Origin of the sequence: Azospirillum rugosum, assembly GCF_017876155.1 — a bacterium.
Taxonomy (GTDB): Bacteria; Pseudomonadota; Alphaproteobacteria; order Azospirillales; family Azospirillaceae; genus Azospirillum; species Azospirillum rugosum.
In genome coordinates this window covers 53,494-76,582 of the sequence record NZ_JAGINP010000013.1, presented here as the reverse complement: position 1 = coordinate 76,582, position 23,089 = coordinate 53,494, and the positions used below count along the sequence as shown (strand labels likewise).

The window sequence follows — 23,089 nt, the reverse complement described above, 5'->3', positions numbered from 1 at the left end:
CATCACTGACGAGCGATATACGACCCAGACGCGCGGGGCCTTTCCCGGTCAGGGCGCCAGCACCATGCCTTCGCGGGCGACGATGGTGCCGGGGCGGGCGGCCTCGGCGGCGGCGGCGATGGCGTCCAGCTCATCGTCCGTGCGCTTCGGGTCGTGGTGGAAGATCACCGCGCGGCCGACCCCCGCGGCCTCGGCGACGCGCAGCGCCTCCTGCCAGGTCGAGTGGCCCCAGCCGGCATGGGCCGGATACTCCGCGTCGGTGTAGGTGCTGTCGTAGATCAGCAGGTCGGCGCCGCGCGCCAGCTCCACCACCGCCGCGTCGCGCCCCTCCGCCGGATGCTCCGTGTCGGTGACGTAGCACAGGCTGCGCCCCGCGAACTCCACCCGGTAGCCGGTCGCCCCATCCGGGTGGTTCAGCCGGCCGGTGCGCACGGTGACGCCCGGCTTCGGGTGGAGCGTCTCGCCGGCGACGAAGTCGTGGAAGGAACAGTCGGCCCGGAAGATCTCCACCGGCACCGGGAACAGCGGCGACGCCATCATGCATTGCAGGACGGATCGGATGGTCCGCCCGGGCTCCAGATGGCCGGCGCTGATGCGCAGCCGGCTGCCGGCGTGGAAGGCCGGCGCGAAGAAGGGCAGGCCGCAGATGTGGTCCAGGTGGCTGTGCGTCAGCAGCAGGTCGATGTCGGTGGCGCCCTGGCGCACCAGCGCCTCCCGCACCAGCGCCTCCCCCAGGGGCCGGATGCCGGTGCCGGCGTCCAGGATCAGCAGGGCGTCGCCGCAGCGGACCTCGACGCAAGGGGTGTTGCCGCCGTAGCGGAGCGTGTCCGGGCCGGGGGATGCGATGCTGCCGCGGACGCCCCAGAAGCGCGCCGTAAAATCCGGCTGGGTGGATTCCGGCGGGGCGGCGGTGTCGGACACGATGATGGCCGTCATGGTACCACCAATTTGGCGGGGCGGGCGGCCCAAGTCGAGCGAAAAGGATAATTGCGTCCACGGACATTTTGTGAACATCCGATCGGCGGGCACAGGCGTCCGTGCGGCGCCGGTCCACACGGACTGGTTGTTCGCCTAACGCTATGGGAGAACCCCATGGGAAAAGACAAACCCGAAAAGCTACAATCGAAGGAGGATCACCACCGACGACATGTGGAGGTGCCGAATCCGATCGGATGTGGTAGACAGAAGCTCTCGCGCCGGCCGGCGCGATGAACCGCCTCCGGACCCCGATCGACGGATGGATCCTGACAAGCTCGCCAAAGTTCTCGCCATGGCCGAGTCGGACCACCAGGGCGAGGCGCTGTCCGCCCTGAGGGCCGCCCGCATCATGCTGTCGCGGGCCGGGATGTCCTTCCGCGATCTGGCGCGCGGTGCCGCCGGCCCCGCTCCGGTTGCCGCAGCGGCCGCGTCTACCGCCGCAGCACCCCCCGACCGGCCGCCGCCGCCCGACCAGCTGGTGCAGGGCCTGCGCCGGCAGGTGCGCGACCTGGAGCTGGAGATCGCCGGGCTGAAGCGGCAGCTGGAGAAGTCCAGCGGCGACATGGAGCGTCACCGGGAAGAGGCCGACCGCTGGCGCACGCTGGCCCGCGAGACGGCGGAGAAGCTCTGGGACCTCGGCAAGGCGCTGGAGCGCAAGCACAGCCGCCACACCAGCGCCGACAAGCGCCGCGCGATCCTGGACCAGCTGCAGGACCCGGGCAGCGCCCTTCTGGCCGACCACGAGATCGCGCGCCGGGTCGGCACCTCGCCGAAGCTGGTGGCGCACTGGCGCCGGCGGCTGGCCATCGTCGGGCGGAAGATCCGGCTGCTGCCGGTGGTGCCCCGCGGGCGCGGCCTGTGGGGAGGCGGGCCTGCGCGGCACGGTCAGGCAAAGCTTGGGGGCGCCCCGCACGGGCCGCGGCGGCGCTGGATGGGCTATCCGGTCGCGGTCACCATCTCCGACCGTTCAGGATCGGACCGTGTGGGCGACCGTCACGGAACCAGGCGGTAGCCGCCGGGCTCGGTCACCAGGATTTCGGCGTTGGACGGGTCGCGCTCGATCTTCTGGCGCAGGCGGTAGACGTGCGTTTCCAGCGTGTGGGTGGTGACCGCGGCGTTGTAGCCCCAGACCTCGCCCAGCAGCGTCTCGCGCCCGACCACCGCGTCGCCGGCCCGGTACAGGTATTTCAGGATCGCCGTTTCCTTCTCGGTCAGGCGGATCTTGCGGTTCCGGCCTTCCTCCAGCAGCAGCTTGGCCGCCGGGCGGAAGCTGTAGGGGCCGATGGCGAAGACCGCGTCCTCCGTCTGCTCGAACACGCGCAGCTGCGCGCGCAGCCGGGCCAGCAGCACGCCCATGCGGAAGGGCTTGCTGACATAGTCGCTGGCCCCGGAATCGAGCCCCAGGATGGTGTCGGCGTCCGACGTGGCGGCGGTCAGCATGATGACCGGGCAGCGCACGCCCTCGCGCCGCAGCAGGCGGCACAGGTCGCGGCCGTCCATGTCGGGCAGCCCGACGTCGAGCAGGATGGCGGAGAAGCTTCCCTCGCGCGCCACGGCCAGCGCGGACGCGCCGTCGCCGGCCTCCACCGTGTCGAATTCCTCCAGGAGCTGGAGCTGTTCGGCGAGGGATTGCCTCAGGGCGATGTCGTCGTCGACGAGGAGGATGCGTTTCGCAAGCGTCATGCGGAGGCGTTCACCGTTGGCTCGGGCCGGACCTTACCACGGGGTCCGCGCGCTTGTCTTCGCTCACGCGTCGAGCAGCGCGGCCAGCCGCAGGGCTCCGTCGCCGTCCGGCGAAACCACGGCGACCATGTTGCCGGGAAGGCCGAGCGCGGCCATCTCCGCCGCGACGGCGGGGGAGGGCACCAGGACGCGGCGCATCAGCGCCAGCGCGCCCTGCTCCAGGTTGCGCAGGGCCGCCGCCTCGTCCGCCGCCAGGCCGGGATCGCGCCACAGCGGTTGCTCCACCAGCGCCACGAAGCGCAGGCGGCGGCTGTCGAGGGCGATTCCGCCGGCCAGGCCGGGCAGGGCCAGCCCGTCCACCAGCACCCAGGCGCCGTCCGGCAGGCGGGACAGCGCGATGTCCGCGGCCAGGATGGCGGATTGGTCGACACGGGGGTAGGCGCCGGGCAGGGCGGTCTCCGCGACGCGCCAGCCTGCCGCGGCCAGCGCATCGACAAGGTTTTGGCCATAACCGTCGGCGGGCCGGCCTGCCGGCGACAGATGGTGCAGGACCGGACGATCCGGCATGGCGAGCGCTCCCCCAAGGCTGGTCAGGCGGCATCATACCGCAGGCCGGGATCCTCTGCACAGGCCGGCCTTCCGCCCGCCTTCCGGTGGTCGTTGCGCGTTCAGCAACGGTGTGGCGCGCGGGATTCGCTGGACAGGGGTGCGCCTCCTGCGCTTTGCTTCCGCCGCGACCGAGCCTATGTCTCGGTTTTTCGTCCCGCGCCAGCGCGTCTCAAGCGAAGTCCCCCATGCAGGCCGAACTGACCACCGAACCCGCCCTTCCCATCGACGAAGCCGCCATGCGCGCGGTCGACCGGGCGCTGGCCGCGATGCGCCGGGGTGAGGTCGTCGCCATCGAGACGGCCGACGGGTCCGTCGGCGCCGCCGTTTCCGTGGAATCCGTGGCGATCGACGCGGTGGACCGGCTGAAGCGCCTGACCGGCGGCACGCCGCTGCTGGCCGTCACGCGGCGCCGGGCCACCGTGCTGAAGCTGATGGAGGAGGGGACGGGCGTCGTCGCCCTGTCGCTGCCCCGCTGCCTGACTGCGGACGAGGCGCACGCGCTGGCCGACCCGGAGCACACGCCGCACGGCGCGCTGCCCGCCGGCCTGACCGCCGCGGCGGTGGAGCCGGGATCCCGCGAGGCGGCGGCGGTGGATCTGGCCCGGCTGGCGCGGCTGCTGCCGGCCGCCGTGGTCGCCCACGCCGCGGACCAGCCCCGCGGTTCGGCCGCGGACTGGGCGGCGGAACATGACCTGCTTCTGGTGCGCGCCCGCGACATCGCCGACTACCGCATCCACGTCGTGCGCACCCTGCGCAAGGTGGCGGAGGCCCGCGTGCCGCTGTCGGGCGCGGAGAACACGCGCATCGTCGCCTTCCGCCCGATCGACGGCGGGCCGGAGCATCTGGCCATCATCATCGGCAACCCGGCCCCGGACCAGCCGGTGCTGGCCCGCCTGCATTCGGAATGCTTCACCGGCGACCTGCTGGGCAGTTTGCGCTGCGACTGCGGGGAGCAGCTGCGCGGCGCCATCGCGGAGATCGCGCGGCAGGGCAGCGGCGTGCTGCTGTACCTGGCGCAGGAAGGGCGCGGCATCGGGCTGGTCAACAAGCTGCGCGCCTACCGCATCCAGGACCGCGGCTTCGACACGGTCGACGCCAACGAGATCCTGGGCTTCGAGGCCGACGAGCGCGTCTATCTGCCGGCGGCGGAGATGCTGCGCCAGCTGGGCTTCGCCGGCGTGCGGCTGATGACCAACAACCCGGAGAAGCTGCGCCAGCTCGCCCGCTGCGGCATCGAGGTGGTGGAGCGCGTCCCGCACATCTTCCCGGCCAACGGCCACAACGAAGGCTACCTGCGCACCAAGGCGGAGCGCAGCGGGCACATGTTCTGATCGCGAACCTTCGACTCTCCACAGGGTAGGAATGAACCGGCACCCGGCAGCCTTTGCCGGGCCGGCAGGGGATTCCCCGCGATCGGCCGGGAATCCGGGGTGGAACAGCCCCTAATACTGGCACGCCGGTTGCTTACCCGGTGATGGACTCAGTGCCGGGAGACCGACCATGGCCATCGACGCCACGACCATCGACACCGCCGCCGCGGCCCCCGGGGCCGTTGCGCGCGCGGTGCCGCGCGAGCGGCCGCCGTCCCCCGTCATCAGCGACGGCCACAACGGCCGCGGCGTCGAGATCCGCGGCGAGATGTCCTTCGACGACTTCCTGGACGTCATCAACCCGCTTCAGCACCTCCCCATCGTCGGCAACATCTACCGCGAGCTGACCGGCGACACGATCAAGACCTCCTCGAAGGTGATCGGCGGCATCCTGTACGGCGGCGTGGTCGGCGGCATGGCCTCCATCACCAACGCGGTGGTGGAGGAAGCCCAGGGCAAGGATCTCGGCGACCAGGTCCTGGCCGCGCTCGGCTTCGGCGGCGGTGATGCCGCTCCAGGCGCCACCACGGAGGTCGCGGCCAAGCCGGAGGACACGGCCGTCGCCAACGCCCTGGCCGCGGTTCAGGGCTCCTCCGCCCCCGCGGCGGTCCCCCAGCCGACCGGGTCGGACCGGCCGGTCCGCCTGAACGCCAGCGCAACGCCGCCGGCGTCGGCCCACCCCATGGGCGCCGCCAGCGCCGCGGCGCTCGGCCTCCAGGCGGGCGCCCAGGCGGCTTCCGCTCAGCGATTGGCCGGCGGGACGCCGCGCGACGCGCTCGGCGCCGTGCCGGGCCCCTCGCGCATGCCGACGCGCGACACCCCGCTCGCCAACTCCATGATGGCCAAGCACTCGGCCCCCCGCTTCGCGGCGCCGATGCCCGGCTCCACCCTCGCCAACGCCCAATCCGCGCCGCTCCAGGCCGGCCGGGCGCAAGGCGCGAAGGCGCAGCGCGCCGACACGGCCGGCGCGGCGGACAGCGGCGCCCCGAAGCTGGAGGTGCAGGACGGCGCGTCCCCCAACGTCATGACGCCGGTGTCGCCGGACATGCTGTCGGAGACGATGATGCGCAACCTCGCCAAGTACGAGCAGAGCCGCCGCGCCGCCCAGTCCGCCGCGCCGAGCCTGCGCGTGTCAAGCTGACGGGACGGTCTGCGGCTTATCCGGGTTGATCAAAGCGAACGGGAAGGGCAGGCGAGCGCGCCATGGACATCATCGTGCATTCGGATGGGCAGTTGAGCTGGCCGGGAGGATCCTTCCGCTGCGCGCTGGGGCGCGGCGGGGTGAAGGCCGACAAGCGGGAAGGGGACGGCGCCACCCCCGTCGGCCGCTTTCCCTTGCGCCACGTGCTGTGGCGCGCCGACCGGCTGCCGCGGCCGGAGACTGCCCTGCCCACCGACCCCATCGCCCCGGACGACGGCTGGTGCGACGACCCCGCGGACCCCGCCTACAACCGTCCGGTCAAGCGCCCCTTCGCGGCCAGCCACGAGGAGCTGTGGCGCGCCGACGGCGTCTATGACGTGATCGTGGTGATGGGCCACAACGACGACCCGGTGGTGCCGGGGCAGGGCAGCGCCGTCTTCATGCACGTGGCCCGCCCGGACTGGGAGCCGACCGCCGGCTGCGTCGCGCTGCCCCTGCCGGACCTGCTGCGCCTGCTGAAGGACTGCGGGCCGGACACGTCGCTGACGGTGCTCGCGCCTTAACGCCGTTGGGTGCAACTCGGGCTTCACGGATTTCAGGGATTTGAACACGGATGACACGGATTTTTCTGATGCTTGCTCAGTGACGGCCCTTTTTGGGCAGCGCGCGCTGAAGCAAGATCAATCAAAAAAAATCCGTGCTCAAATCCGCACAATCCGTGAATTCCCAGTTGCCCGCAACGGCGTTCGCCACTCAACACTCACCCCGCCGGAGGATAAGGCCGCGCGCCGAAGATCGCCGTGCCGACGCGCACGTGGGTGGCGCCGAAGCGGATGGCCGTTTCGAAGTCGCCGCTCATCCCCATGCTGACTTCGGCCAGGCCGGCGCGGCGGGCCATGTCGGCCAGCAGGGCGAAGTGCATGGCCGGTTCCTCCTCCACGGGCGGGATGCACATCAGCCCGGTCACCGGCAGGTTCCAGGTGTCGCGGCAGGCCGCCAGGAAGCCCTCGACCTCGCCCGGGGCGATGCCGGCCTTCTGCGGCTCCTCCCCCGTGTTGACCTCGATCAGGCAGCGCGGGCGGCGGCCGGTCTTCGCCATGGCGTCGGCCAGGGCCTCCGCCAGCTTCGGCCGGTCGAGCGTCTGGATGACGTCGAACAGGACGACCGCGTCCTTCGCCTTGTTGGTCTGCAGGGGACCGATCAGGTGCAGCTCCAGGTCCGGGAAGCGCTCGCGCAGGGCGGGGAACTTCCCCTTGGCCTCCTGCACGCGGTTCTCGCCGAAGACGCGCTGGCCAGCCGCCAGGGCCTCCTCCACCGCCTCGGCCGGGTGGGTCTTGGAGACGGCGACCAGCGTCACCGAGCCGGCCGGGCGCCCCGCGGCGGCGCAGGTGTCGGCGATGGACCGGCGGACCGACTCCAGCCGGGCGGTCACGGTGTCGCCGGCCGGCGTGGCACCGGAGTGTGAAGCGATGCTGTGCGGTTCGGTCATGGCAGCCCTCCCGGTCTTCGGGCCCATCGTCTTCGGGCCCATCGTCTTCGACCCCATCATCTTTGACCAGGTCTTTGGCCCTGGCCGGCGCATTTGCCGACGCGCGTCAGTGTACAGGGACCGGACGGCGTGGTAACGGACAGACCCATGAAACGCAAGCACCCCGAGGAGAACACGGCATGCGTGGTTGGATGCGCTGGATGAATCCGACGGCAATGGTTTTGTCGGCTGTTGTGCTGGCCTCCGGCACTTTGGCCGCCGGCGGCGCCTCTGCACAGAACAGCGGCAAGCCGGCGGCGCCCTCGCAGGCGGCCCCCCAGGCGGCCCCGGCGACCCCGCCCGCCGCCTCGGGCATGCCGAAGACGATGGCCGGTTCCCCGCTGACCCAGGTGCCCTTCGACGAGCAGCCCTTCCCGCTGATGGACGACGGCACCTACAAGAACTTCCTGGCCAAGGTCGCCACCGACGTGGGCCGCCGCTGCGGCAAGCAGGAAAGCTACGGCTGGGAGTTCCGCAAGGGCGACCAGCAGAAGATGGACCACATCTTCCAGAGCACCATGGACAACTTCGGCAAGACCGGCTGGTCGGTCGGCCAGGCGAAGACGAAGTCCGTGGCCGACCCGGAGACGGCGGTCTATACGGCCGACAAGGACAAGCGCCGGATCCTGCTGGTCTGGGTCCCCATGGCCGATGCCGCCATGCTGCTGCTTTGCGAGACGGAAGTGGCGGTGCCGAAGAAGTAACGCGGCCTTCCCGAAGGCGGCGCGCGCACGAAAACGGCGGCGGACCAGGGTCCGCCGCCGTTTCGTTTTGACCGTCCGCCGGTCGATTGGCCGATCGCGTGCTTAGAACGCGAAGCGGGTGTCCAGCATGATGATGTGGGCGCGGTCGTCGGGGTTCACGCCGCCGTTCGCCGCCGTCGTCAGCTTGGAGTCGAGGTCCAGGTAGCTGTACTCCAGGCCCGTGGTCAGGCCGGGGGCGACGGTGTAGGTCACGCCGGCCTGGTACAGGTTGGCCTTGACCGGGGCGACGGTGCCGGTGAACGGGCTGGTGCCGTTGGAGCGCGAGTGCTGGTAGTCGATGGCGAACACCAGCGGGCCGGTGGTGTACTGGGCGCCGGCGATCCAGACGTCCTGCTTCTCCTTGACGGCCAGCGACTTGTCGTAGCCGCTGTCGCCGCTGTAGGCGTAGCTGCCGCCGACCTTGAAGCCGCCGTAGCCGACGTTGGCGCCGACATGGACCGAGCTGAGGTTCTCGAAGCTGGTGGCGCCCAGGCTCTGGGTCTTGCCGAACTGGTAGAAGGCGCTCGCCTCGACCGAGAAGTCGCCGAACTCGTTCTTGTAGAGGCCGCCAACCTCGACGACGTCCTGGAAGTTGCCGTTGTCCTTGATGCGGTTGACCGACTGGTTCACGTCGCCGGTCTGCGGCATGTAGGAGATGCCGCCCTGGAAGCCCGCGATGGTCGGGGTCAGGTACAGGATCTTGGTGCCGGTGTCGCCGGAGACGAAGGCGCGGAAGTTGTTCGTCGTCGTCGGCAGCAGGGCGTAGGTCGGCGAGCCATTCAGGAAGTAGACGGTGTTGTTGTCCGGGCCGCCGGCGATGCCTTCGACGTTCGGGCCGATGATGCCGAACTCGTCCGACAGGCCGTTGACCACACCGGCCTGGATCGTGCCGAAGGTGGTGTTGGCGAACAGGAAGGCGCGGTCGGCGGTGACGCCGTTGCCGGTGACCGGCGAGCCGTTGCCGGTGCGCAGGCGGATGCGGCCGCCGTATTCCATGCCGTTGTCGGCGGTGGCCTTCGGCGTGATGTTCAGGCGGAAGCGGTTCTGGAATTCGGTCGAGCGCAGGCCGGTGTCACGGTCCTGGTTCACATAGCCGACCTGGAAGAACGCGTCGCCACCGATGACCACGTCGAACTTGGACTGGGCCGACGCCGTGCCGCAGCCGGCGGCGAGGGCAAGAGCGGCGCAGCCGATGACGAGAGAACGCTTCATGGATGTTCCATCCTTCTGACAGGCGACCCCGCGAGGGGGTTGAACGGTTGTGCTTCCCAACCGCGAGTTAACTCCCAGTCCCGATGGCCGGCAAGCCGGTTTCCACACTCATAAGTGTCGTCGTGATACAGCGTGGCAATTTCGACACATCAATAAGTCACTGTTCTACAACGCAAATCCCGCTCTGCTGCAAATATGGAACAATGCACGCCCAGAGATTAAGCGAGTCGCACAAAGCTTGTGCAATTTTGCGCGCACAAAAAAAGAGCGGTGGCCGAAGCCACCGCTCCCTTTTTCAGTCGCAAACGACCTTGGCTTAGAACGCCAGGACCGAGCGGACGAGGACGACGTGGCCCTTGTCGTCCGGCGAACCGGAAGCGGCAGTGGCGGTCTTGTCGCTCTTGGCGTCGAAGTAGTCGTACTGAGCCTGAACGGTCAGGCCCGGGGCGACGGTGTAGCCGGCGCCGACTTCGTAGACGTTCAGGTGACGGCTGCCCGGCAGGGTGGTCGAGCCGGCGTCGGCGCCGAACTTGTAGTTGAAGCCGACGACGATCGGGCCGGTGGTGTACTGAACGCCAGCGGTCCAGTTGCGGGTGTCCTCGGTGAAGTTGCCGAGGATCTTGTTCTGGCCCGACTTGCCGTAGTCGGTGTAGCTGCCGCCGACGGAGAAGCCGGCGTAGCCGACCTGCGCGCCGACCTGCCAGGCGTTCAGGTCCTCGTAACGGTCGCTGGCGACGCCGCGGCCCAGGGCATCACCCCAGAAGTAGCCGGCGCTGCCCTTGACGGTGAAACCGGCGAAGGTGTTGCTGTAGTTCGCACCAACTTCGATCATGTCCTGGTAGTTCGCGGTGGCGGCGGCGGTCGCCGTCGTCGCGATCTTCAGGCGGTCAACGTCCTGGTTGACCGAGTCGTTGCGCGGGGTGTAGCTGGCGCCGAGCTGCAGGCCGGCGAAGCGCGGCGAGAAGTAAACGATCTTCGTCGCGTTGCCTTCCATGGCCAGCGACGGCCACACGATCGAGTTGCCCGTGACGGTCGGGGCAACGCCGCCGTTGACGTCGGCGCCCGAGTACGGGACGGCGCCGCCACCGATCTGCGCACCGGCGGTGCCCGGCGCGCCACCGATCCAGTTGACGACGCGGTCAACGAGGGCCAGCGGCAGGTAGTCGGTCGGCGTCGAGACGTAGGTCTCGTCGTTGAAGGAGTTGGTCACACCGAGGCGGACCTGACCGAACGCGCCCTGCGCGAAGATGTAGGCGCGGTCGCCGGTCACGTTCGTGTTGGCGCCGGCGGCGCGGATACGGACGCGGCCGCCGTACTCGAGGCCGTTGTCAGCCTTGGCGGTCGGGATGATGTTGACGCGGAAGCGGTTCTGGAACTCCGTGGAGCGCAGGCCCGAATCCTTGTCCTGGCTCACGTAGCCAGCCTCGAAGTAGGCGTCGCCGCCGACCTTGACCTCGAACTTGGCCTGGGCGTTGGCCGCGCCGGCACCCATCGCCAGAGCAACGGCGGCGCAGCCCGCCAGCAGATACCGATTCATGATTGTTGCCTCCATCCTGGCAGCAGAATTTTCAGCCGGATTAACTTCCTGGCTGGGAATGTCGTACGCACATGGCGGGACGCCAGCAAGCCGGAAATCGACAAAATGCTGCTTTGATGGAACAGTGTGTCGAACGGAGCACACTTCAGAATGGCACCAGTGCTCGTCCACGACCGGCAAACGACGACTGCCGGGGTTCGGTTGCGGAGACTGGAGGACATTCGCCGATACCCGCCCCCATGCCCGCCTCCATGCCCGCCGCTATGCCTATTGACGCCGGGCGGAAAGGCGTGGGACGGCGCCGGCGCCGAGCCGCCGGACCGCATCCCCTGTTGCGCGTTGGCGGTCTTTTATGGTCTTTTCACCGGCAACCGCCGCACTCTCGTGCGCGGTACCTCAATTTTATTGACCCAGGTTCCCGACCATGCGCCGTTCCCGTGCCCTCCGCCTTGCCCCCGTCGTGATCGCGGCGTCGCTCGCCGTGGCCGGCTGCTCCAGCTGGGGCGGCAAGACGGAAACGCTCGACGACCAGATGAAGAACAAGGAGTACAAGTTCGGCAGCCTTCTGGGCACCGACGGCGGCTTCAACCTGTTCGGCAAGAACAAGCGCAACGGTTCCGACCAGGGCGACCCGAACGGCATCGGCGTCAACAGCTTCCTGTGGCGCGCCTCGCTCGACACGCTGTCCTTCATGCCGATCGTCTCGGCCGATCCCTTCGGCGGCGTGATCCTGACGGACTGGTACTCCCCGCCGGACGCGCCGAACGAGCGCTTCAAGGTGAACCTGTACATCATGGACCGCCAGCTGCGCGCCGACGGCGTGCGGGTGTCGGTGTTCAAGCAGCAGCGCACCGGCAACGACTGGCGCGAGGCTCCGGTGGAGCCGGGCACCTCCGGCACGCTGGAGGACGCCGTGCTCACCCGCGCCCGCCAGCTGCGCGTCACCCAGAGCGCCTCGGCGCGCTGATCGGGTGACATCGCTGGGGACAGCGCCGGCGCCGCCTTCCGGACGGCCGCCGGCGCCTTACCTTTAGAGCCTTCGACAAACACCAGAACGGCGTCTGCGGTCATGTCGCGTTACAATGTCAAGGAAACCGAGGCGAAGTGGCAGGGCGCGTGGGAGCAGCAGGGCTGCTTCATCGCGCGCGAGGACGCCGCTCGCGAGAAGTATTACGTGCTCGAGATGTTCCCCTACCCGTCGGGGCGCATCCACATGGGCCACGTCCGCAACTACACCATCGGCGACGTGATCGCGCGCTACAAGCGCGCGCGGGGCTTCAACGTCCTGCACCCGATGGGCTGGGACGCCTTCGGCCTGCCGGCGGAGAACGCCGCGCTGGAGAAGAAGACCCACCCCGCCAAGTGGACGCGCGAGAACATCGCGACCATGCGCGGCCAGCTGAAGACGATGGGCCTGTCCATCGACTGGAGCCGCGAGATCGCCACCTGCGACGTGGAGTATTACCGCCACGAGCAGAAGATGTTCCTGGATTTCCTGAAGGAAGGCCTGGCCTACCGCAAGGAGTCCTGGGTCAACTGGGACCCGGTGGACAACACCGTCCTGGCCAACGAGCAGGTGATCGACGGCCGCGGCTGGCGCACCGGCGCGCTGGTGGAAAAGCGCAAGCTGTCCCAGTGGTTCCTGAAGATCACCGCCTTCGCGGAGGAGCTGCTGCAGGGGCTGGACACGCTGGACCGCTGGCCGGACCGCGTCCGCCTGATGCAGGAGAACTGGATCGGCAAGTCCACCGGCGTGCGCTTCCGCTTCGACATGCGCGGCCGCGACGACAAGCTGGAGGTCTTCACGACCCGTCCGGATACGCTGTTCGGCGCCTCCTTCGCCGCCATCTCCGCCAACCACCCGCTGGCCGCCGAACTCGCCGCGAACAACCCCGCGCTCGCGGAGTTCATCGCGGAGTGCAACCGCCTGGGCACCAGCGAGGAGGCGATCGAGACCGCGGAGAAGAAGGGCTTCGACACCGGTCTGAAGGTCGTGCACCCGTTCGACCCGAACTGGGAGCTGCCGGTCTATGTCGCCAACTTCGTGCTGATGGAATACGGCACCGGCGCCATCTTCGGCTGCCCGGCGCACGACCAGCGCGACCTGGACTTCGCCCGCAAGTACGGCCTGCCGGTCACCCCGGTGGTCGTCCCGGCCGACGCCGACCCGGCCAGCTTCACCATCGGGACCGAGGCCTACACGGGCCCCGGCCTGCTGCGCAACTCGCGCTTCCTGGACGGCATGGAGGTCGAGCCCGCCAAGCAGGAAGTCGGCCGCCGGCTGGAGGAGATGGGGAAGGGCGAGCGCACCACCCAGTACCGCCTGCGCGACTGGGGCGTGTCCCGCCAGCGTTACTGGGGCTGCCCGATCCCGGTCATCCATTGCGAGAGCTGCGGCATCGTCCCGGTGCCGGCGCAGGACCTGCCGGTCGTGCTGCCCGAGGATGTCACCTTCGACAAGCCCGGCAACCCGCTGGACCATCACCCGACCTGGAAGCACACCAGCTGCCCGACCTGCGGCAAGCCGGCGGTGCGCGAGACCGACACCTTCGACACCTTCATCGAGTCGAGCTGGTACTTCGCCCGCTTCTGCTCGCCCCAGGTCGAGGATGCGGCCTTCACGCGGGAGGCGGTGGACTACTGGCTGGCGGTCGACCAGTACATCGGCGGCATCGAGCACGCCGTGCTGCACCTGCTCTACTCCCGCTTCTGGACGCGGGCGCTGAAGCAGTGCGGCTACCTGAACGTGGAGGAGCCCTTCGCCGGCCTCTTCACCCAGGGCATGGTCAACCACGAGACCTACAAGGACGCGGCGACCGGCGCCTGGCTGGCCCCGACCGACATCCAGAAGAACGACCTGGGCCAGTACATCCGCACCGACAACAACGGCGCGGTCACCGTCGGCCGTGTCGAGAAGATGTCGAAGTCCAAGAAGAACGTGGTGGACCCGGCGCACATCATCGGCACCTACGGCGCCGACGCCGCCCGCCTGTTCATGCTGTCCGACAGCCCGCCGGAGCGCGACCTGGAGTGGACGGAAGCCGGCATCGACGGCGCCTGGCGCTACATCAACCGTCTGTGGCGCATGGTGACCGAGGCCCCGGTGGCGCTGCCGACGGCGGGCTCGGCGAAACCCGACGCGCTGAGCGCCAAAGCCGAGGCGACCCGCCGCCTGGTCCACAAGACCATCGCCGGCGTGTCGGAGGACCTGGAGAAGTTCCGCTTCAACAAGGCCGTCGCCCGCGTGCGCGAGCTGTCCAACGCTCTGGCGGAACTGGACGGCCAGGGGGAGGGCGAGGCCTGGGTCCTGCGCGAGGGCTTTGAGGCCATCGTCCGCCTGGTCGGCCCGATGATGCCGCACCTGGGCGAGGAGCTGTGGGCCCAGCTGGGCCACACCACGCTGCTGGTGAACCAGCCCTGGCCCCAGGCCGACGCGGCGCTGGTGGTGGAGGACTCGGTCACCGTCGCGGTGCAGGTCAACGGCAAGCTGCGCGCCACGCTGGAGCTGCCGCGCGACATGGCCAAGGACGCCGCGGAGCAGACCGCGCTGGCCGACCCCAACGTCCAGCGCGCCTTGGAGGGCAAGCCCGTGCGCAAGGTGATCGTCGTGCCGAACCGGGTGATCAATGTCGTCGTCTAAGCCGACCCGCCGGACGGTGCAGGGCCTGATGCGACCGACTCGGCGGGGGCTGCTGACCCTCGCCGTGCTGGCGCCCGTCGCCCTGGGCACCGCCGCCTGCGGGTTCCAGCCGCTCTACGGCGGTCGGGGTGCTGCGAACGTCAGCGCGAAGCTGCAGGAGGTCGACATCGGGATCATCCCCGACCAGTACGGCCAGCAGCTTCGCAACCTGCTGATCGACCGTTTCTACAAGGACGGGCGGCCGGCCCATTCGCAATACCGCCTGCTGACCACCCTGACCGCGGCCGAGCAGAAGCTGGCCCTGCAGAAGGACGCCACGGCGGTTCGCGCGCAGCTGGTCGTCTACGCGCCGTACCAGCTGGTGGACATCGCGACCGGCAAGGTCGTGCTGTCGGCCCTGTCCCGCTCCTTCATCAGCTACAACGTGCTGGAGCAGCAGTACGCCGGGCTTGTGACCGTCGAGAACGCCTACGACCGCGCGCTGCTCGAAGTCTCCAACGACATCACCGCGCGCGTCGCGATGTACCTGAACCGCCCGCCGGAGATCAAAGTCGACGACGGGACCGGTGCCGGGACCGGAAGCGCGACACCGTAACGGCATGGCCGCCGCACCGCGGGCCGGGGAGGTTTCCCCATGAAGCTGCAACCGAAGGCCGTCGACGGCTTCCTGCGCAGCCCGGATCCCCGGATCCGGGTCGTGCTGTTCTATGGCCCCGACAACGGCCTCGTGCGCGACCGCGCGATGACCGTGGGGCGCACCGTCGTCCAGGACCTGTCCGATCCCTTCCGGGTGACGGAGATGCTGGGCCGCGCCGTCGCCGACGATCCCGCGCGGCTGGCCGACGAGGCCGCCGCCATCGCCTTCACCGGCGGGCGCCGTCTGATCCGCGTGCGCGAGGCGGAGGACAACACGGCCGCCGCCTTCACCGCCTTCCTGGCCGACCTGCCGCCCGGCGACAGCCTCGTGGTGGTGGAGGCCGGCGACCTCGCCAACCGGTCGAAACTGCGCACCCTGTTCGAGGGCGCCGACTCCGCCGTGGCCATTCCCTGCTATGTGGAGGAGGAGGCGTCGCTCGGCCGCGTGATCGCCGACATCCTGCACGGGCACGGCCTGACCGCCGATCCGGACGCGCTGACCTTCCTGGCCGGCAACCTCGTCGGCGACCGCATGGTCGCGCGCGGCGAGGTGGAGAAGCTGGCGCTCTACATGGGCGGTGAGAAGCGCGTCCGGCTGGAGGATGCGCAGGCCTGCGTCGGCGACAGCGCCGCTCTGTCGCTGGACGAGCCGATCTGGGCGGCGGCGGAGGGCGACTTCCCGACACTCGACCGCTCGCTGGCGCGGCTGTTCGCGGAAGGCATGGCGGCGGTGGCGATCCTGCGCACCGCGCAGCGGCACTTCCAGCGCCTGCAATTGGTGGCGGGCCAGGTCGCCGCCGGCAAATCCCCGGACGCCGCGGTCGAGTCGCTGCGCCCGCCGGTGTTCTTCAAGATGAAGCCACGGCTGGTGAACCAGGCGCGCCGCTGGTCCGCGCCCCTGGTCCGCCAAGCGCTGGAACGTCTGGTGGACGCCGAGGCCGACTGCAAGCGCACCAACATGCCGGACCAGACCATCTGCGCCCGCGTGCTGTTCCAGCTCGCCTCCCTGGCACGCCGGTAGGACCCCGGCGGTAGGGCAGGGCGTCAGTCGGCGAAGGCGCGGAACACGGCGACGCAGCCGACCAGCGCCACGTCGTGGCGTGGGAAGCGCGCCGCCAGTTCCCGGTCGAGCGCCTCCGCCGTGTCCTCCCGATTCGAAAAGACACCCTTTGCGTTGTAGAGGTCCATCAGACGCTGCGCCATGGGGCCGCGCGGGGCGGAGCCCTGGACGATCGTCGCGCCGAACAACGCGGCGCCCCGGTTCAGCAGCGGCCGCAGATGGTCGAACACCACGGCCTTGTCCGCCATGGTCCCGGGCAGGCAGTGCAGCAGATACATCAGCCCGACCGAGTCGAAGCCCGGATCGTCGAAGCGAATCGGCTCCAGCGCGTTGCGGCGGTGGGTTTCCGGCCGGTAGCGCGCGACCCGCCGCGCCGCGAAGGCGAGACTGTTCTCGTTCAGGTCCATCAACGCCAGCCGCGGCTCCGGATCCGGAAAGCGGCAGTGGTCCAGGTACCAGCCCGTGCCGACCCCGACGTCCAGGTGGTTGCTGGTGACGTTGGCGTCATAGAGGTCGAGCAGCCGCGCGGTCGGGCAGCGCCAGAGGCGGTGGTTGGAAAAGCCGAGGACCAGCCCGTCATAGACCCATTTCAGGATCCAGCCGGTGTAGGCCGCCTGTCCGGCGCGGACCGCCTCGGCATCCGGCACGCGCTACTCCCCGCCGCCGAGTCGGCGCAGCACGTCGTCCAGCTGGTCGAGCGTCTGGTAATGGATGGTCAGCGTGCCGCCCTTGCCCTGGGGCACGATGGCGACCTTCAGCCCGATCCGGGCGGAGATCTCCTCCTCCAGGTTGACCAGATCGACGTCCTTCAGCGTGGGATCGGCCGCCGGAGACCCACCGCCGCCGTTCTTCTTCGGCTTGGGCGGGGCGTTGCCGCGCATCAGGTCTTCGGTCTGCCGAACGTTGAGGCCGCGCTTGACGACCTCCCGCGCCACGGAGACCGGATCGGAGGCGGTGAGCAGGGCGCGGGCGTGGCCGGCGCTGAGCGCCCCGTCCTGCACCATGCCCTTGACCGGATCGGGCAGGGCCAGCAGGCGCATCATGTTGGCGACGTGGCTGCGGCTCTTGCCGACCGAGCGCGCCAGGTCCTCCTGCGTGTGCTGGAACTCCTCCATCAGGCGCCGGTAGCCTTCCGCCTCTTCCAGCGGGGTCAGGTCCTGACGCTGGATGTTCTCGATCAGCGCGATTTCCAGCGCTTCACGGTCGGTCAGCTCGCGGACGACGACCGGCACCTCGTGCAGGCCGGCGACCTGGGCGGCGCGCCAGCGGCGCTCGCCGGCGATCAGCTCGTAGGAGTTCGTCGAGTCGGGGTCGCGGCGGACGAGCAAGGGCTGGAGGATGCCCTTGTCGCGGATCGACTCGACCAGCCCTTGCAGCGCCTCATCATCGAAGTTCCGCCGCGGCTGGTACTTGCCGGGGTGGATGAACTCGATCGGCACCTGCTTGGACTGGCGCACCTTGTCGATCGCCGAATAGTCGTCGGCCGCCTCGCCGAACAGGGCGGACAGGCCGCGGCCCAGGCTGGCACGGCGGGCGGCGCCGCCTTCGGAACGTTTGGTCTCCTCCATCACGCGCTCAGCCTCTTCTCACGGCGCAGCACCTCGCCGGCCAAATGGATGTATGCCTGCGACCCGGGGCAGCGCATGTCGTAGATCAGCACCGGCTTGCCGTGGGACGGCGCCTCCGACACCTTCACGTTCCGCGGGATCACGGTGTCGTAGACCTTCTCCCCGAAGAAGCCGCGGACGTCGGCAGCGACCATGTCCGACAGGTTGTTGCGCTTGTCGAACATGGTGAGCACGACGCCGTGGATGTCCAGGTCCGGGTTGAAGCTGCGCTTCACCCGCTCGATCGTGCGGACGAGGTGGCTCAAACCTTCCAGCGCGTAGAACTCGCACTGCAAGGGCACCATGACGGCGTGCGAGGCGACCAGCGCATTCAGCGTCAGCAGGCCGAGCGCCGGCGGGCAGTCGATCAGCACATAATCGTATTCCAAGGCGCTCTTGCCGACCGCGTCGCGCAGGCGGAACTCGCGGTTGTCGGCGGCGACCAGCTCGATCTCCGCGCCGGACAGATCGACGGAGGAGGTGATGATCGACAGGTTCGGCACCGCGGACACCACCGCGGCGTCCTCCAGCGCCATGCCGTCGAACAGCACGTCGTAGATGCCGAAGCGCCGGTCGGCGCGCGGAATGCCGAGGCCGGTGGAGGCGTTGCCCTGGGGGTCGAGGTCGATCACCAGCACCCGCTTGCCGATGGCGGCGAGCGCGGTGGCGAGGTTGATCGTCGTCGTCGTCTTGCCCACGCCACCCTTCTGGTTGGCGATGGCGATGACGCGGGCGGCGGGCAGGGCGGCGGGCATGGCAGCCTCTCGGGAAGCCTCGGAGCGGGATGGGGGCGGGGTCGCGGTGTCAGACACGGTCGATGCCACTCACACGCAGGATCGTTCCGGTGGGGTCGGTACGGCTGTCGAAGCGCTCGGTGCGCATCTTCCAATATTTGGTGGTATCGGTCAATTCTTCCGCCACATTTTGGCCCTTCGGGAAGAGCGTGGCCCCGCGATTCCCGATGAACGGGTGGGCCCAGGCCAGCAGTTCGGACAGGGGGGCGAGGGCGCGCGCCGTTACGACGTCCGCCTCGATGCCCGTGACGGCCTCGATCCGCTTGTTGTGCACAGTGATCTTGGCGTTCGCCGCGCGGGCGGCCTCGCGCAGGAAGGCGCACTTGCGGGCGTCGCTCTCCACCAGATGAACCTCCGGCACGCCCATGATGGCGAGCACCAGGCCGGGGAAGCCGGCACCGCTGCCGAGGTCGACCAGCACGCGGGCCGATTCCGGGATCAGCGGAAAGAGCTGGGCGGAGTCGAGGAAGTGCCGGCGCCATGCGTCGGGCAGAGTGGACGGCCCAACAAGATTGATCTTCGGCTGCCACTTGCGCAGCGTCGCGTCGTAGGCGGCGAGTCGGTCCAGTGTTTCACGTGAAACACCGGTTTCGGCCTGAAAAGCCGCAGCGTCAAAACCGCTCATCAAACCGCCACCTTCACGTCGCGCCGCTTCACGTGGCGGAGCAAGGCCACCAGCGCCGCCGGCGTCATCCCCGGAATGCGGGCCGCGGCGCCGAGCGTCGCCGGCCGAACCTGCCGCAGCTTCAGCCGAATTTCCGCCGACAGGCTGCCGATGGCGTCTGGATCCAGATCGTCGGGCAGCTCCAGCGCCTCGTCCTTGCGGAAGGCGCGGATGTCGGCCTCCTGCCGGTCGAGGTAGCCGGCGTATTTGCCGTCGATCTCCAGCTGCTCGGCGATGTCCGCGGGGATGTCGCCCAGCTCCGGCCAGAGGCGGGCGAGGGTGGACAGGTCCAGGTCCGGGTAGCGCAGCAGATCGGCCGCGGAGCGTCGCACGCCATCCTGGTTGACCGCGATGCCTTGGCGCTGAAGCTCGGCGGGCGTCGCCTGAAGCGTGCGCACCAAGTCACGGCCAGCGGACAGGGCCGCCGCCTTCGCCGTGAAAGCGTCCCGCCGTTCCGACCCCACGCAGCCGATGGCGAGACCCTTCGGCGTCAGCCGCTGGTCGGCGTTGTCGGACCGTAGGAGCAGCCGGTACTCGGCGCGCGAGGTGAACATGCGGTAGGGCTCGTTGGTCCCGCGCGTGATCAGGTCGTCGATCAGCACGCCGATGTAGGCGTCGGCGCGGTCGAGCACGAAACCCTCCGCCGAGCCGCTGGCGACCATGGCGGCGTTGATGCCGGCCATGATGCCCTGCGCGGCCGCCTCCTCGTACCCCGTCGTGCCGTTGATCTGGCCGGCGAAGAACAGGCGGGGGACGCGGCGCGTCTCCAGCGTCGGCTTCAGCTCGCGCGGGTCGACGTAGTCGTATTCGATGGCGTAGCCCGGGCGGATCATCGCCGCGCGCTCCAGCCCCGGCATGGTCTTCAGGAAGGCCAGCTGCACGTCGCGGGGCAGGGAGGTGGAAATGCCGTTCGGGTAGACCGTGTCGTCGTCCAGCCCCTCCGGCTCCAGGAAGATCTGGTGCCGCTCCTTGTCGGCGAAGCGCACCACCTTGTCCTCGATGGACGGGCAATAGCGCGGGCCGGTGCTCTGGATCTGACCGGAGTACATGGGCGCGCGGTGCAGGTTGCCGCGGATCAGCGCGTGCATCTCCGGCGTCGTCCAAGTGATCGCGCAGTCGATCTGCGGCGTCTCGATCCGGTCCGTCAGGTACGAGAAGGGCGGGGGCGGCAGATCGCTTGGCTGCTTCTCCAGCGCGTCCCAGTCGATGGTCTTGCCGTCGAGGCGGGGCGGTGTGCCGGTCTTCAGCCGACCGAGCGGAAAGCCAACGCGCGCCAGCGTCTCCGACAGACCAATAGACGGGGCTTCGCCCACGCGACCGGCCGGCGTGGTCTCCTCGCCGATGTGGATCAGGCCGCGCAGGAAGGTCCCAGTGGTCAGAACGACAGCGCCAGCCGCGATCGTCTCCCCGGCGCCGGTCACCACGCCGGACACGCGTCCGTTGGCGTCGATGGTCAGGTCCTCGGCACCGCCGGCCTCAATGGTGAGGTTCTCCTGCTCCGCCAGGATTGCCTGCATGGCCTGCTTGTAGAGCTTGCGGTCGGCCTGCGCGCGCGGCCCGCGGACGGCGGGGCCCTTGCTGCGGTTCAGGATGCGGAACTGGATGCCGCCGCGGTCGATGGCGCGGGCCATGACACCGTCGAGCGCGTCGATCTCGCGCACGAGATGCCCCTTCGCCAACCCGCCGATGGCCGGGTTGCAGGACATCTCGCCGATGGTCTCGACCTTGTGGGTGAGGAGCAGCGTGCGCGCACCCATGCGCGCCGCAGCGGCCGCAGCCTCGCATCCGGCGTGGCCACCGCCGACAACAATGACGTCGAACGTTCGCATGCGCCGCACTCTAGTGAGGAACGGCCCTTAAGCCAAGCGACAGTTTCCTGAAGCGCGCGCATGTTTCACGTGAAACACCGGCGCTTGGTTCGCCTCACTTTCCGATGCAGAAGTCCCGGAAGATCACATCCAACAGATCCTCCACATCAACCCGCCCGGTGATGCGGCCAAGCGCGCGGCTCGCCAGCCGGACATCCTCGGCCATCAGCTCCGGAAGGGGCGCACCCAGCGCGCGGCGCAGAGCGTCGCGGCATTCCTCCAGCGCCGAACGGTGCCGCGCGCGGGTCAGGGCCGGCACGCCGCTCCCGGCCAGCCGGTCCGCGGCGAAGGCCGTCAAGCGCTGCTCCAACGCCGCAAGGCCGTCGCCGGTGCGGGCGGACACCGTCAGGCCACTTTGCCCGCCGACCACGATGCCGCCGCTATCGCCCGACAAATCCGTCTTGTTCAGCACCACGACCGTGTCGCCATCGACCAGCGCCACGGTGGCCGGATCGAGCGCGGGCAGGGCCGTCGCGTCGAACACCGCCACTTTCACATCGGCGCGCGCCGCCCGGTCGCGGGCGCGGCGTATGCCTTCCTCCTCCACCTCGTCGGCCGCGGCCTCGCGCAGGCCGGCGGTGTCCGCCAGCACGACCGGGTAGCCACCCAGGTCGAGATGCACCTCGATCACATCGCGGGTCGTGCCGGCGCGGGCCGACACGATGGCTGCCTCCCGGCGGGCGAGGGCGTTCAGGAGGCTCGACTTGCCAGCGTTCGGCGCGCCGACGATGGCGATGTGCAGGCCCTCGCGCAGCCGCTCGCCACGGCCATTGTCGTCGAGATGCGCGTCGATCTCCGCCGCCAGCGTTGCCAGAACGGGCCGTGCGGCGTCGGACACGCCGGAGGGCAAGTCCTCGTCGGGAAAGTCGATGTCCGCCTCGATGTGGGCCAGCGAGCGCGTCAGCCGATCCCGCCACCCGTCGTAGAGCGTGCCGAGCGCGCCCTCCATCTGCCGCAACGCCTGCCGACGCTGGGCGGAGGTCTCGGCGTCGACCAGATCGGCGACGGCCTCCGCCTCGGTCAGGTCGAGCTTGCCGTTCTCGAAGGCGCGGCGGGTGAACTCGCCGGGCTCAGCAACACGCAGGCCGGGCAGGGCGCCCAGCGCCTCCACCACCCCAGCGACCACGGCGCGCCCACCGTGCAGGTGAAGCTCAACCACGTCCTCGCCGGTGAAGCTGCGCGGTGCGATGAAGTACAGGACAAGCGCGTCGTCCAGCACCTCGCCGGACGTCGGGTCGCGCAGCTTCACCAGGGTGGCTTCCCGCGGGCGCGGCAGGGCCTTGGCTGTGAGGGCGGCCAGGGCGTCGCCGGAGGCAGGGCCCGAAACGCGAACCACCGCCACACCGGCGCGGCCGGGGGCGGTGGCAAGGGCGAAGATCGTGTGGATCATCACGAATGTCCGGAAGGCTCAGCCGGCCTGTTCCGGCCGCAGCTCCCTCTGGTCTGTGTCGAGCATCAGGCGTTCAACGCGGCCGCCCTTCACCAGGTGGGTGTCCAGGATCTCATCGACGTCGGCCGGAGAGTGGTAAGTGTACCAGACACCCTCCGGGTAGACGACCATGGTCGGCCCCAGCTCGCAGCGGTCCAGGCAGCCGGCGGAATTGATGCGGACCTTGCCGTCCAGGCCCAGCTCCCGCGCGCGGGCCTTCATATAGTCGCGGAGCTTTTCGGATCCGTGGGCGGCGCAGGAGCCGCGCTTGTGCCCGTCGGGGCGTCGGTTGGTGCAGCAGAAAACGTGGGCTTCGAAATAGGGCTTCGGATCGGTCACTTGCGTCCATCCTGTCCCATGGCGGCGGCCATCTGGGACCAAAACATTTTCTGCAGCTGCTCCATGCCCTGGATGCCCGCCGGCAGCCAGGTCTTCATCATCGTTTCCGGATCCATGGCGTGCAGGCTGGCCGTCATGCGGTCCTGGATTTCCTGCATCATGGCGTCCTGCATCGGCTTCACGTCGGGCAGGCCCAGGAAGTGGCGCGCCTCGTCGGGTGTGCAATCGATGTCGATGGTGATCTTCATGGC

The 23,089-nt window shown here is 69.5% G+C and carries 23 protein-coding genes; 9 read left to right on the top strand and 14 right to left on the bottom strand.

What is annotated here, in order from left to right; translation table 11 throughout:
- Positions 1-48: 48 nt before the first annotated feature.
- Positions 49-936: an MBL fold metallo-hydrolase gene (locus J2851_RS18260; protein WP_209767821.1), complete on the bottom strand. Its 888-nt coding sequence runs from the start codon at positions 934-936 to the stop codon at positions 49-51.
- Between the two features lie 301 nt (positions 937-1,237).
- Between J2851_RS18260 and J2851_RS18255 the strand changes: the two genes are divergently transcribed.
- Positions 1,238-1,990: a hypothetical protein gene (locus J2851_RS18255; RefSeq protein ID WP_246500750.1), complete on the top strand. Its 753-nt coding sequence runs from the start codon at positions 1,238-1,240 to the stop codon at positions 1,988-1,990.
- On the opposite strand, the gene J2851_RS18250 is transcribed toward J2851_RS18255, so the two are convergent.
- A complete protein-coding gene (locus J2851_RS18250; protein ID WP_209767820.1) occupies positions 1,972-2,661 on the bottom strand; it encodes a response regulator transcription factor in 690 nt (229 codons plus the stop codon). The genes J2851_RS18255 and J2851_RS18250 overlap by 19 nt on opposite strands.
- A gap of 63 nt (positions 2,662-2,724) precedes the next feature.
- The gene (locus tag J2851_RS18245; RefSeq protein ID WP_209767819.1) at positions 2,725-3,228 is read right to left on the bottom strand and encodes a glycosyl transferase; all 504 of its coding nucleotides are present in this window, start codon (positions 3,226-3,228) and stop codon (positions 2,725-2,727) included.
- Between the two features lie 227 nt (positions 3,229-3,455).
- Between J2851_RS18245 and ribA the strand changes: the two genes are divergently transcribed.
- The 3 genes from ribA to J2851_RS18230 all read left to right on the top strand — a co-directional run bounded on the left by ribA (position 3,456) and on the right by J2851_RS18230 (position 6,344).
- Positions 3,456-4,601 carry a GTP cyclohydrolase II gene (gene ribA / locus J2851_RS18240; protein WP_209767818.1) on the top strand — a complete coding sequence of 382 codons (1,146 nt, stop codon included), beginning with the start codon at positions 3,456-3,458 and terminating at the stop codon, positions 4,599-4,601.
- A gap of 169 nt (positions 4,602-4,770) precedes the next feature.
- Entirely contained in the window at positions 4,771-5,781 is a 1,011-nt protein-coding gene (locus tag J2851_RS18235) for a hypothetical protein (protein ID WP_209767817.1), read from the top strand.
- Positions 5,782-5,843: 62 nt separating this feature from the next.
- The gene (locus J2851_RS18230) at positions 5,844-6,344 is read left to right on the top strand and encodes a L,D-transpeptidase family protein (RefSeq protein WP_209767816.1); all 501 of its coding nucleotides are present in this window, start codon (positions 5,844-5,846) and stop codon (positions 6,342-6,344) included.
- A gap of 197 nt (positions 6,345-6,541) precedes the next feature.
- Here the strand turns inward: J2851_RS18230 and J2851_RS18225 are convergent, their stop codons facing one another.
- Positions 6,542-7,270 carry a YggS family pyridoxal phosphate-dependent enzyme gene (locus J2851_RS18225; protein ID WP_209767815.1) on the bottom strand — a complete coding sequence of 243 codons (729 nt, stop codon included), beginning with the start codon at positions 7,268-7,270 and terminating at the stop codon, positions 6,542-6,544.
- 200 nt (positions 7,271-7,470) lie between these two features.
- On the opposite strand from J2851_RS18225, the gene J2851_RS18220 reads away from it, so the two are divergent.
- A complete protein-coding gene (locus J2851_RS18220; RefSeq protein ID WP_209767814.1) occupies positions 7,471-8,013 on the top strand; it encodes a hypothetical protein in 543 nt (180 codons plus the stop codon).
- A gap of 102 nt (positions 8,014-8,115) precedes the next feature.
- Here J2851_RS18220 and J2851_RS18215 read toward each other — a convergent pair whose 3' ends face one another.
- Positions 8,116-9,264 (bottom strand): porin, encoded by a 1,149-nt coding sequence (locus J2851_RS18215; protein WP_209767813.1) that lies wholly within the window; start codon positions 9,262-9,264, stop codon positions 8,116-8,118.
- A 316-nt stretch (positions 9,265-9,580) separates the two neighbouring features.
- A complete protein-coding gene (locus J2851_RS18210) occupies positions 9,581-10,801 on the bottom strand; it encodes a porin (protein WP_209767812.1) in 1,221 nt (406 codons plus the stop codon).
- Between the two features lie 424 nt (positions 10,802-11,225).
- Between J2851_RS18210 and J2851_RS18205 the strand changes: the two genes are divergently transcribed.
- The 4 genes from J2851_RS18205 to holA all read left to right on the top strand — a co-directional run bounded on the left by J2851_RS18205 (position 11,226) and on the right by holA (position 16,098).
- On the top strand, positions 11,226-11,768 hold the full coding sequence (locus J2851_RS18205; protein WP_209767811.1) for a DUF3576 domain-containing protein: 543 nt from the start codon (positions 11,226-11,228) through the stop codon (positions 11,766-11,768).
- A 102-nt stretch (positions 11,769-11,870) separates the two neighbouring features.
- Positions 11,871-14,441 (top strand): leucine--tRNA ligase, encoded by a 2,571-nt coding sequence (leuS, locus tag J2851_RS18200; protein WP_209767810.1) that lies wholly within the window; start codon positions 11,871-11,873, stop codon positions 14,439-14,441.
- Between the two features lie 28 nt (positions 14,442-14,469).
- Positions 14,470-15,036 carry an LPS assembly lipoprotein LptE gene (gene lptE / locus J2851_RS18195; RefSeq protein ID WP_246500749.1) on the top strand — a complete coding sequence of 189 codons (567 nt, stop codon included), beginning with the start codon at positions 14,470-14,472 and terminating at the stop codon, positions 15,034-15,036.
- 39 nt (positions 15,037-15,075) lie between these two features.
- Positions 15,076-16,098: a DNA polymerase III subunit delta gene (gene holA, locus J2851_RS18190; protein ID WP_209767808.1), complete on the top strand. Its 1,023-nt coding sequence runs from the start codon at positions 15,076-15,078 to the stop codon at positions 16,096-16,098.
- A gap of 23 nt (positions 16,099-16,121) precedes the next feature.
- Here the strand turns inward: holA and J2851_RS18185 are convergent, their stop codons facing one another.
- From J2851_RS18185 to J2851_RS18150, 8 genes are all read right to left on the bottom strand, one after another.
- Positions 16,122-16,784: a class I SAM-dependent methyltransferase gene (locus J2851_RS18185; RefSeq protein ID WP_209767807.1), complete on the bottom strand. Its 663-nt coding sequence runs from the start codon at positions 16,782-16,784 to the stop codon at positions 16,122-16,124.
- 3 nt (positions 16,785-16,787) lie between these two features.
- Positions 16,788-17,705: a ParB/RepB/Spo0J family partition protein gene (locus J2851_RS18180; protein ID WP_209767806.1), complete on the bottom strand. Its 918-nt coding sequence runs from the start codon at positions 17,703-17,705 to the stop codon at positions 16,788-16,790.
- Positions 17,705-18,499, bottom strand: a complete 795-nt coding sequence (locus tag J2851_RS18175; RefSeq protein ID WP_209767805.1) for a ParA family protein — start codon at positions 18,497-18,499, stop codon at positions 17,705-17,707. Before J2851_RS18175 ends, J2851_RS18180 begins: the two co-directional genes overlap by 1 nt.
- Before the next feature lie 49 nt (positions 18,500-18,548).
- A complete protein-coding gene (gene rsmG / locus J2851_RS18170) occupies positions 18,549-19,163 on the bottom strand; it encodes a 16S rRNA (guanine(527)-N(7))-methyltransferase RsmG (RefSeq protein WP_209767804.1) in 615 nt (204 codons plus the stop codon).
- On the bottom strand, positions 19,163-21,031 hold the full coding sequence (gene mnmG, locus J2851_RS18165; RefSeq protein ID WP_209767803.1) for a tRNA uridine-5-carboxymethylaminomethyl(34) synthesis enzyme MnmG: 1,869 nt from the start codon (positions 21,029-21,031) through the stop codon (positions 19,163-19,165). The genes rsmG and mnmG overlap by 1 nt, the downstream gene beginning before the upstream one ends.
- Before the next feature lie 94 nt (positions 21,032-21,125).
- Complete coding sequence (mnmE, locus tag J2851_RS18160; RefSeq protein ID WP_209767802.1) at positions 21,126-22,460, bottom strand: tRNA uridine-5-carboxymethylaminomethyl(34) synthesis GTPase MnmE; 1,335 nt, start codon at positions 22,458-22,460, stop codon at positions 21,126-21,128.
- An 18-nt stretch (positions 22,461-22,478) separates the two neighbouring features.
- Positions 22,479-22,838 (bottom strand): (2Fe-2S) ferredoxin domain-containing protein, encoded by a 360-nt coding sequence (locus J2851_RS18155; RefSeq protein ID WP_209767801.1) that lies wholly within the window; start codon positions 22,836-22,838, stop codon positions 22,479-22,481.
- On the bottom strand, positions 22,835-23,086 hold the full coding sequence (locus tag J2851_RS18150; protein ID WP_209767800.1) for a DUF6489 family protein: 252 nt from the start codon (positions 23,084-23,086) through the stop codon (positions 22,835-22,837). The genes J2851_RS18155 and J2851_RS18150 overlap by 4 nt, the downstream gene beginning before the upstream one ends.
- Positions 23,087-23,089 lie beyond the last annotated feature (3 nt).

What these genes read in the sequence shown, in the direction of transcription:
- J2851_RS18260 (WP_209767821.1), bottom strand. Translation starts at nt 936, where the DNA reads ATGACGGCCATCATCGTGTCCGACACCGCCGCCCCGCCGGAATCCACC.
- J2851_RS18255 (WP_246500750.1), top strand. Translation starts at nt 1,238, where the DNA reads ATGGATCCTGACAAGCTCGCCAAAGTTCTCGCCATGGCCGAGTCGGAC.
- J2851_RS18250 (WP_209767820.1), bottom strand. Translation starts at nt 2,661, where the DNA reads ATGACGCTTGCGAAACGCATCCTCCTCGTCGACGACGACATCGCCCTG.
- J2851_RS18245 (WP_209767819.1), bottom strand. Translation starts at nt 3,228, where the DNA reads ATGCCGGATCGTCCGGTCCTGCACCATCTGTCGCCGGCAGGCCGGCCC.
- ribA (WP_209767818.1), top strand. Translation starts at nt 3,456, where the DNA reads ATGCAGGCCGAACTGACCACCGAACCCGCCCTTCCCATCGACGAAGCC.
- J2851_RS18235 (WP_209767817.1), top strand. Translation starts at nt 4,771, where the DNA reads ATGGCCATCGACGCCACGACCATCGACACCGCCGCCGCGGCCCCCGGG.
- J2851_RS18230 (WP_209767816.1), top strand. Translation starts at nt 5,844, where the DNA reads ATGGACATCATCGTGCATTCGGATGGGCAGTTGAGCTGGCCGGGAGGA.
- J2851_RS18225 (WP_209767815.1), bottom strand. Translation starts at nt 7,270, where the DNA reads ATGACCGAACCGCACAGCATCGCTTCACACTCCGGTGCCACGCCGGCC.
- J2851_RS18220 (WP_209767814.1), top strand. Translation starts at nt 7,471, where the DNA reads ATGAATCCGACGGCAATGGTTTTGTCGGCTGTTGTGCTGGCCTCCGGC.
- J2851_RS18215 (WP_209767813.1), bottom strand. Translation starts at nt 9,264, where the DNA reads ATGAAGCGTTCTCTCGTCATCGGCTGCGCCGCTCTTGCCCTCGCCGCC.
- J2851_RS18210 (WP_209767812.1), bottom strand. Translation starts at nt 10,801, where the DNA reads ATGAATCGGTATCTGCTGGCGGGCTGCGCCGCCGTTGCTCTGGCGATG.
- J2851_RS18205 (WP_209767811.1), top strand. Translation starts at nt 11,226, where the DNA reads ATGCGCCGTTCCCGTGCCCTCCGCCTTGCCCCCGTCGTGATCGCGGCG.
- leuS (WP_209767810.1), top strand. Translation starts at nt 11,871, where the DNA reads ATGTCGCGTTACAATGTCAAGGAAACCGAGGCGAAGTGGCAGGGCGCG.
- lptE (WP_246500749.1), top strand. Translation starts at nt 14,470, where the DNA reads ATGCGACCGACTCGGCGGGGGCTGCTGACCCTCGCCGTGCTGGCGCCC.
- holA (WP_209767808.1), top strand. Translation starts at nt 15,076, where the DNA reads ATGAAGCTGCAACCGAAGGCCGTCGACGGCTTCCTGCGCAGCCCGGAT.
- J2851_RS18180 (WP_209767806.1), bottom strand. Translation starts at nt 17,705, where the DNA reads ATGGAGGAGACCAAACGTTCCGAAGGCGGCGCCGCCCGCCGTGCCAGC.
- J2851_RS18175 (WP_209767805.1), bottom strand. Translation starts at nt 18,499, where the DNA reads ATGCCCGCCGCCCTGCCCGCCGCCCGCGTCATCGCCATCGCCAACCAG.
- rsmG (WP_209767804.1), bottom strand. Translation starts at nt 19,163, where the DNA reads ATGAGCGGTTTTGACGCTGCGGCTTTTCAGGCCGAAACCGGTGTTTCA.
- mnmG (WP_209767803.1), bottom strand. Translation starts at nt 21,031, where the DNA reads ATGCGAACGTTCGACGTCATTGTTGTCGGCGGTGGCCACGCCGGATGC.
- mnmE (WP_209767802.1), bottom strand. Translation starts at nt 22,460, where the DNA reads ATGATCCACACGATCTTCGCCCTTGCCACCGCCCCCGGCCGCGCCGGT.
- J2851_RS18150 (WP_209767800.1), bottom strand. Translation starts at nt 23,086, where the DNA reads ATGAAGATCACCATCGACATCGATTGCACACCCGACGAGGCGCGCCAC.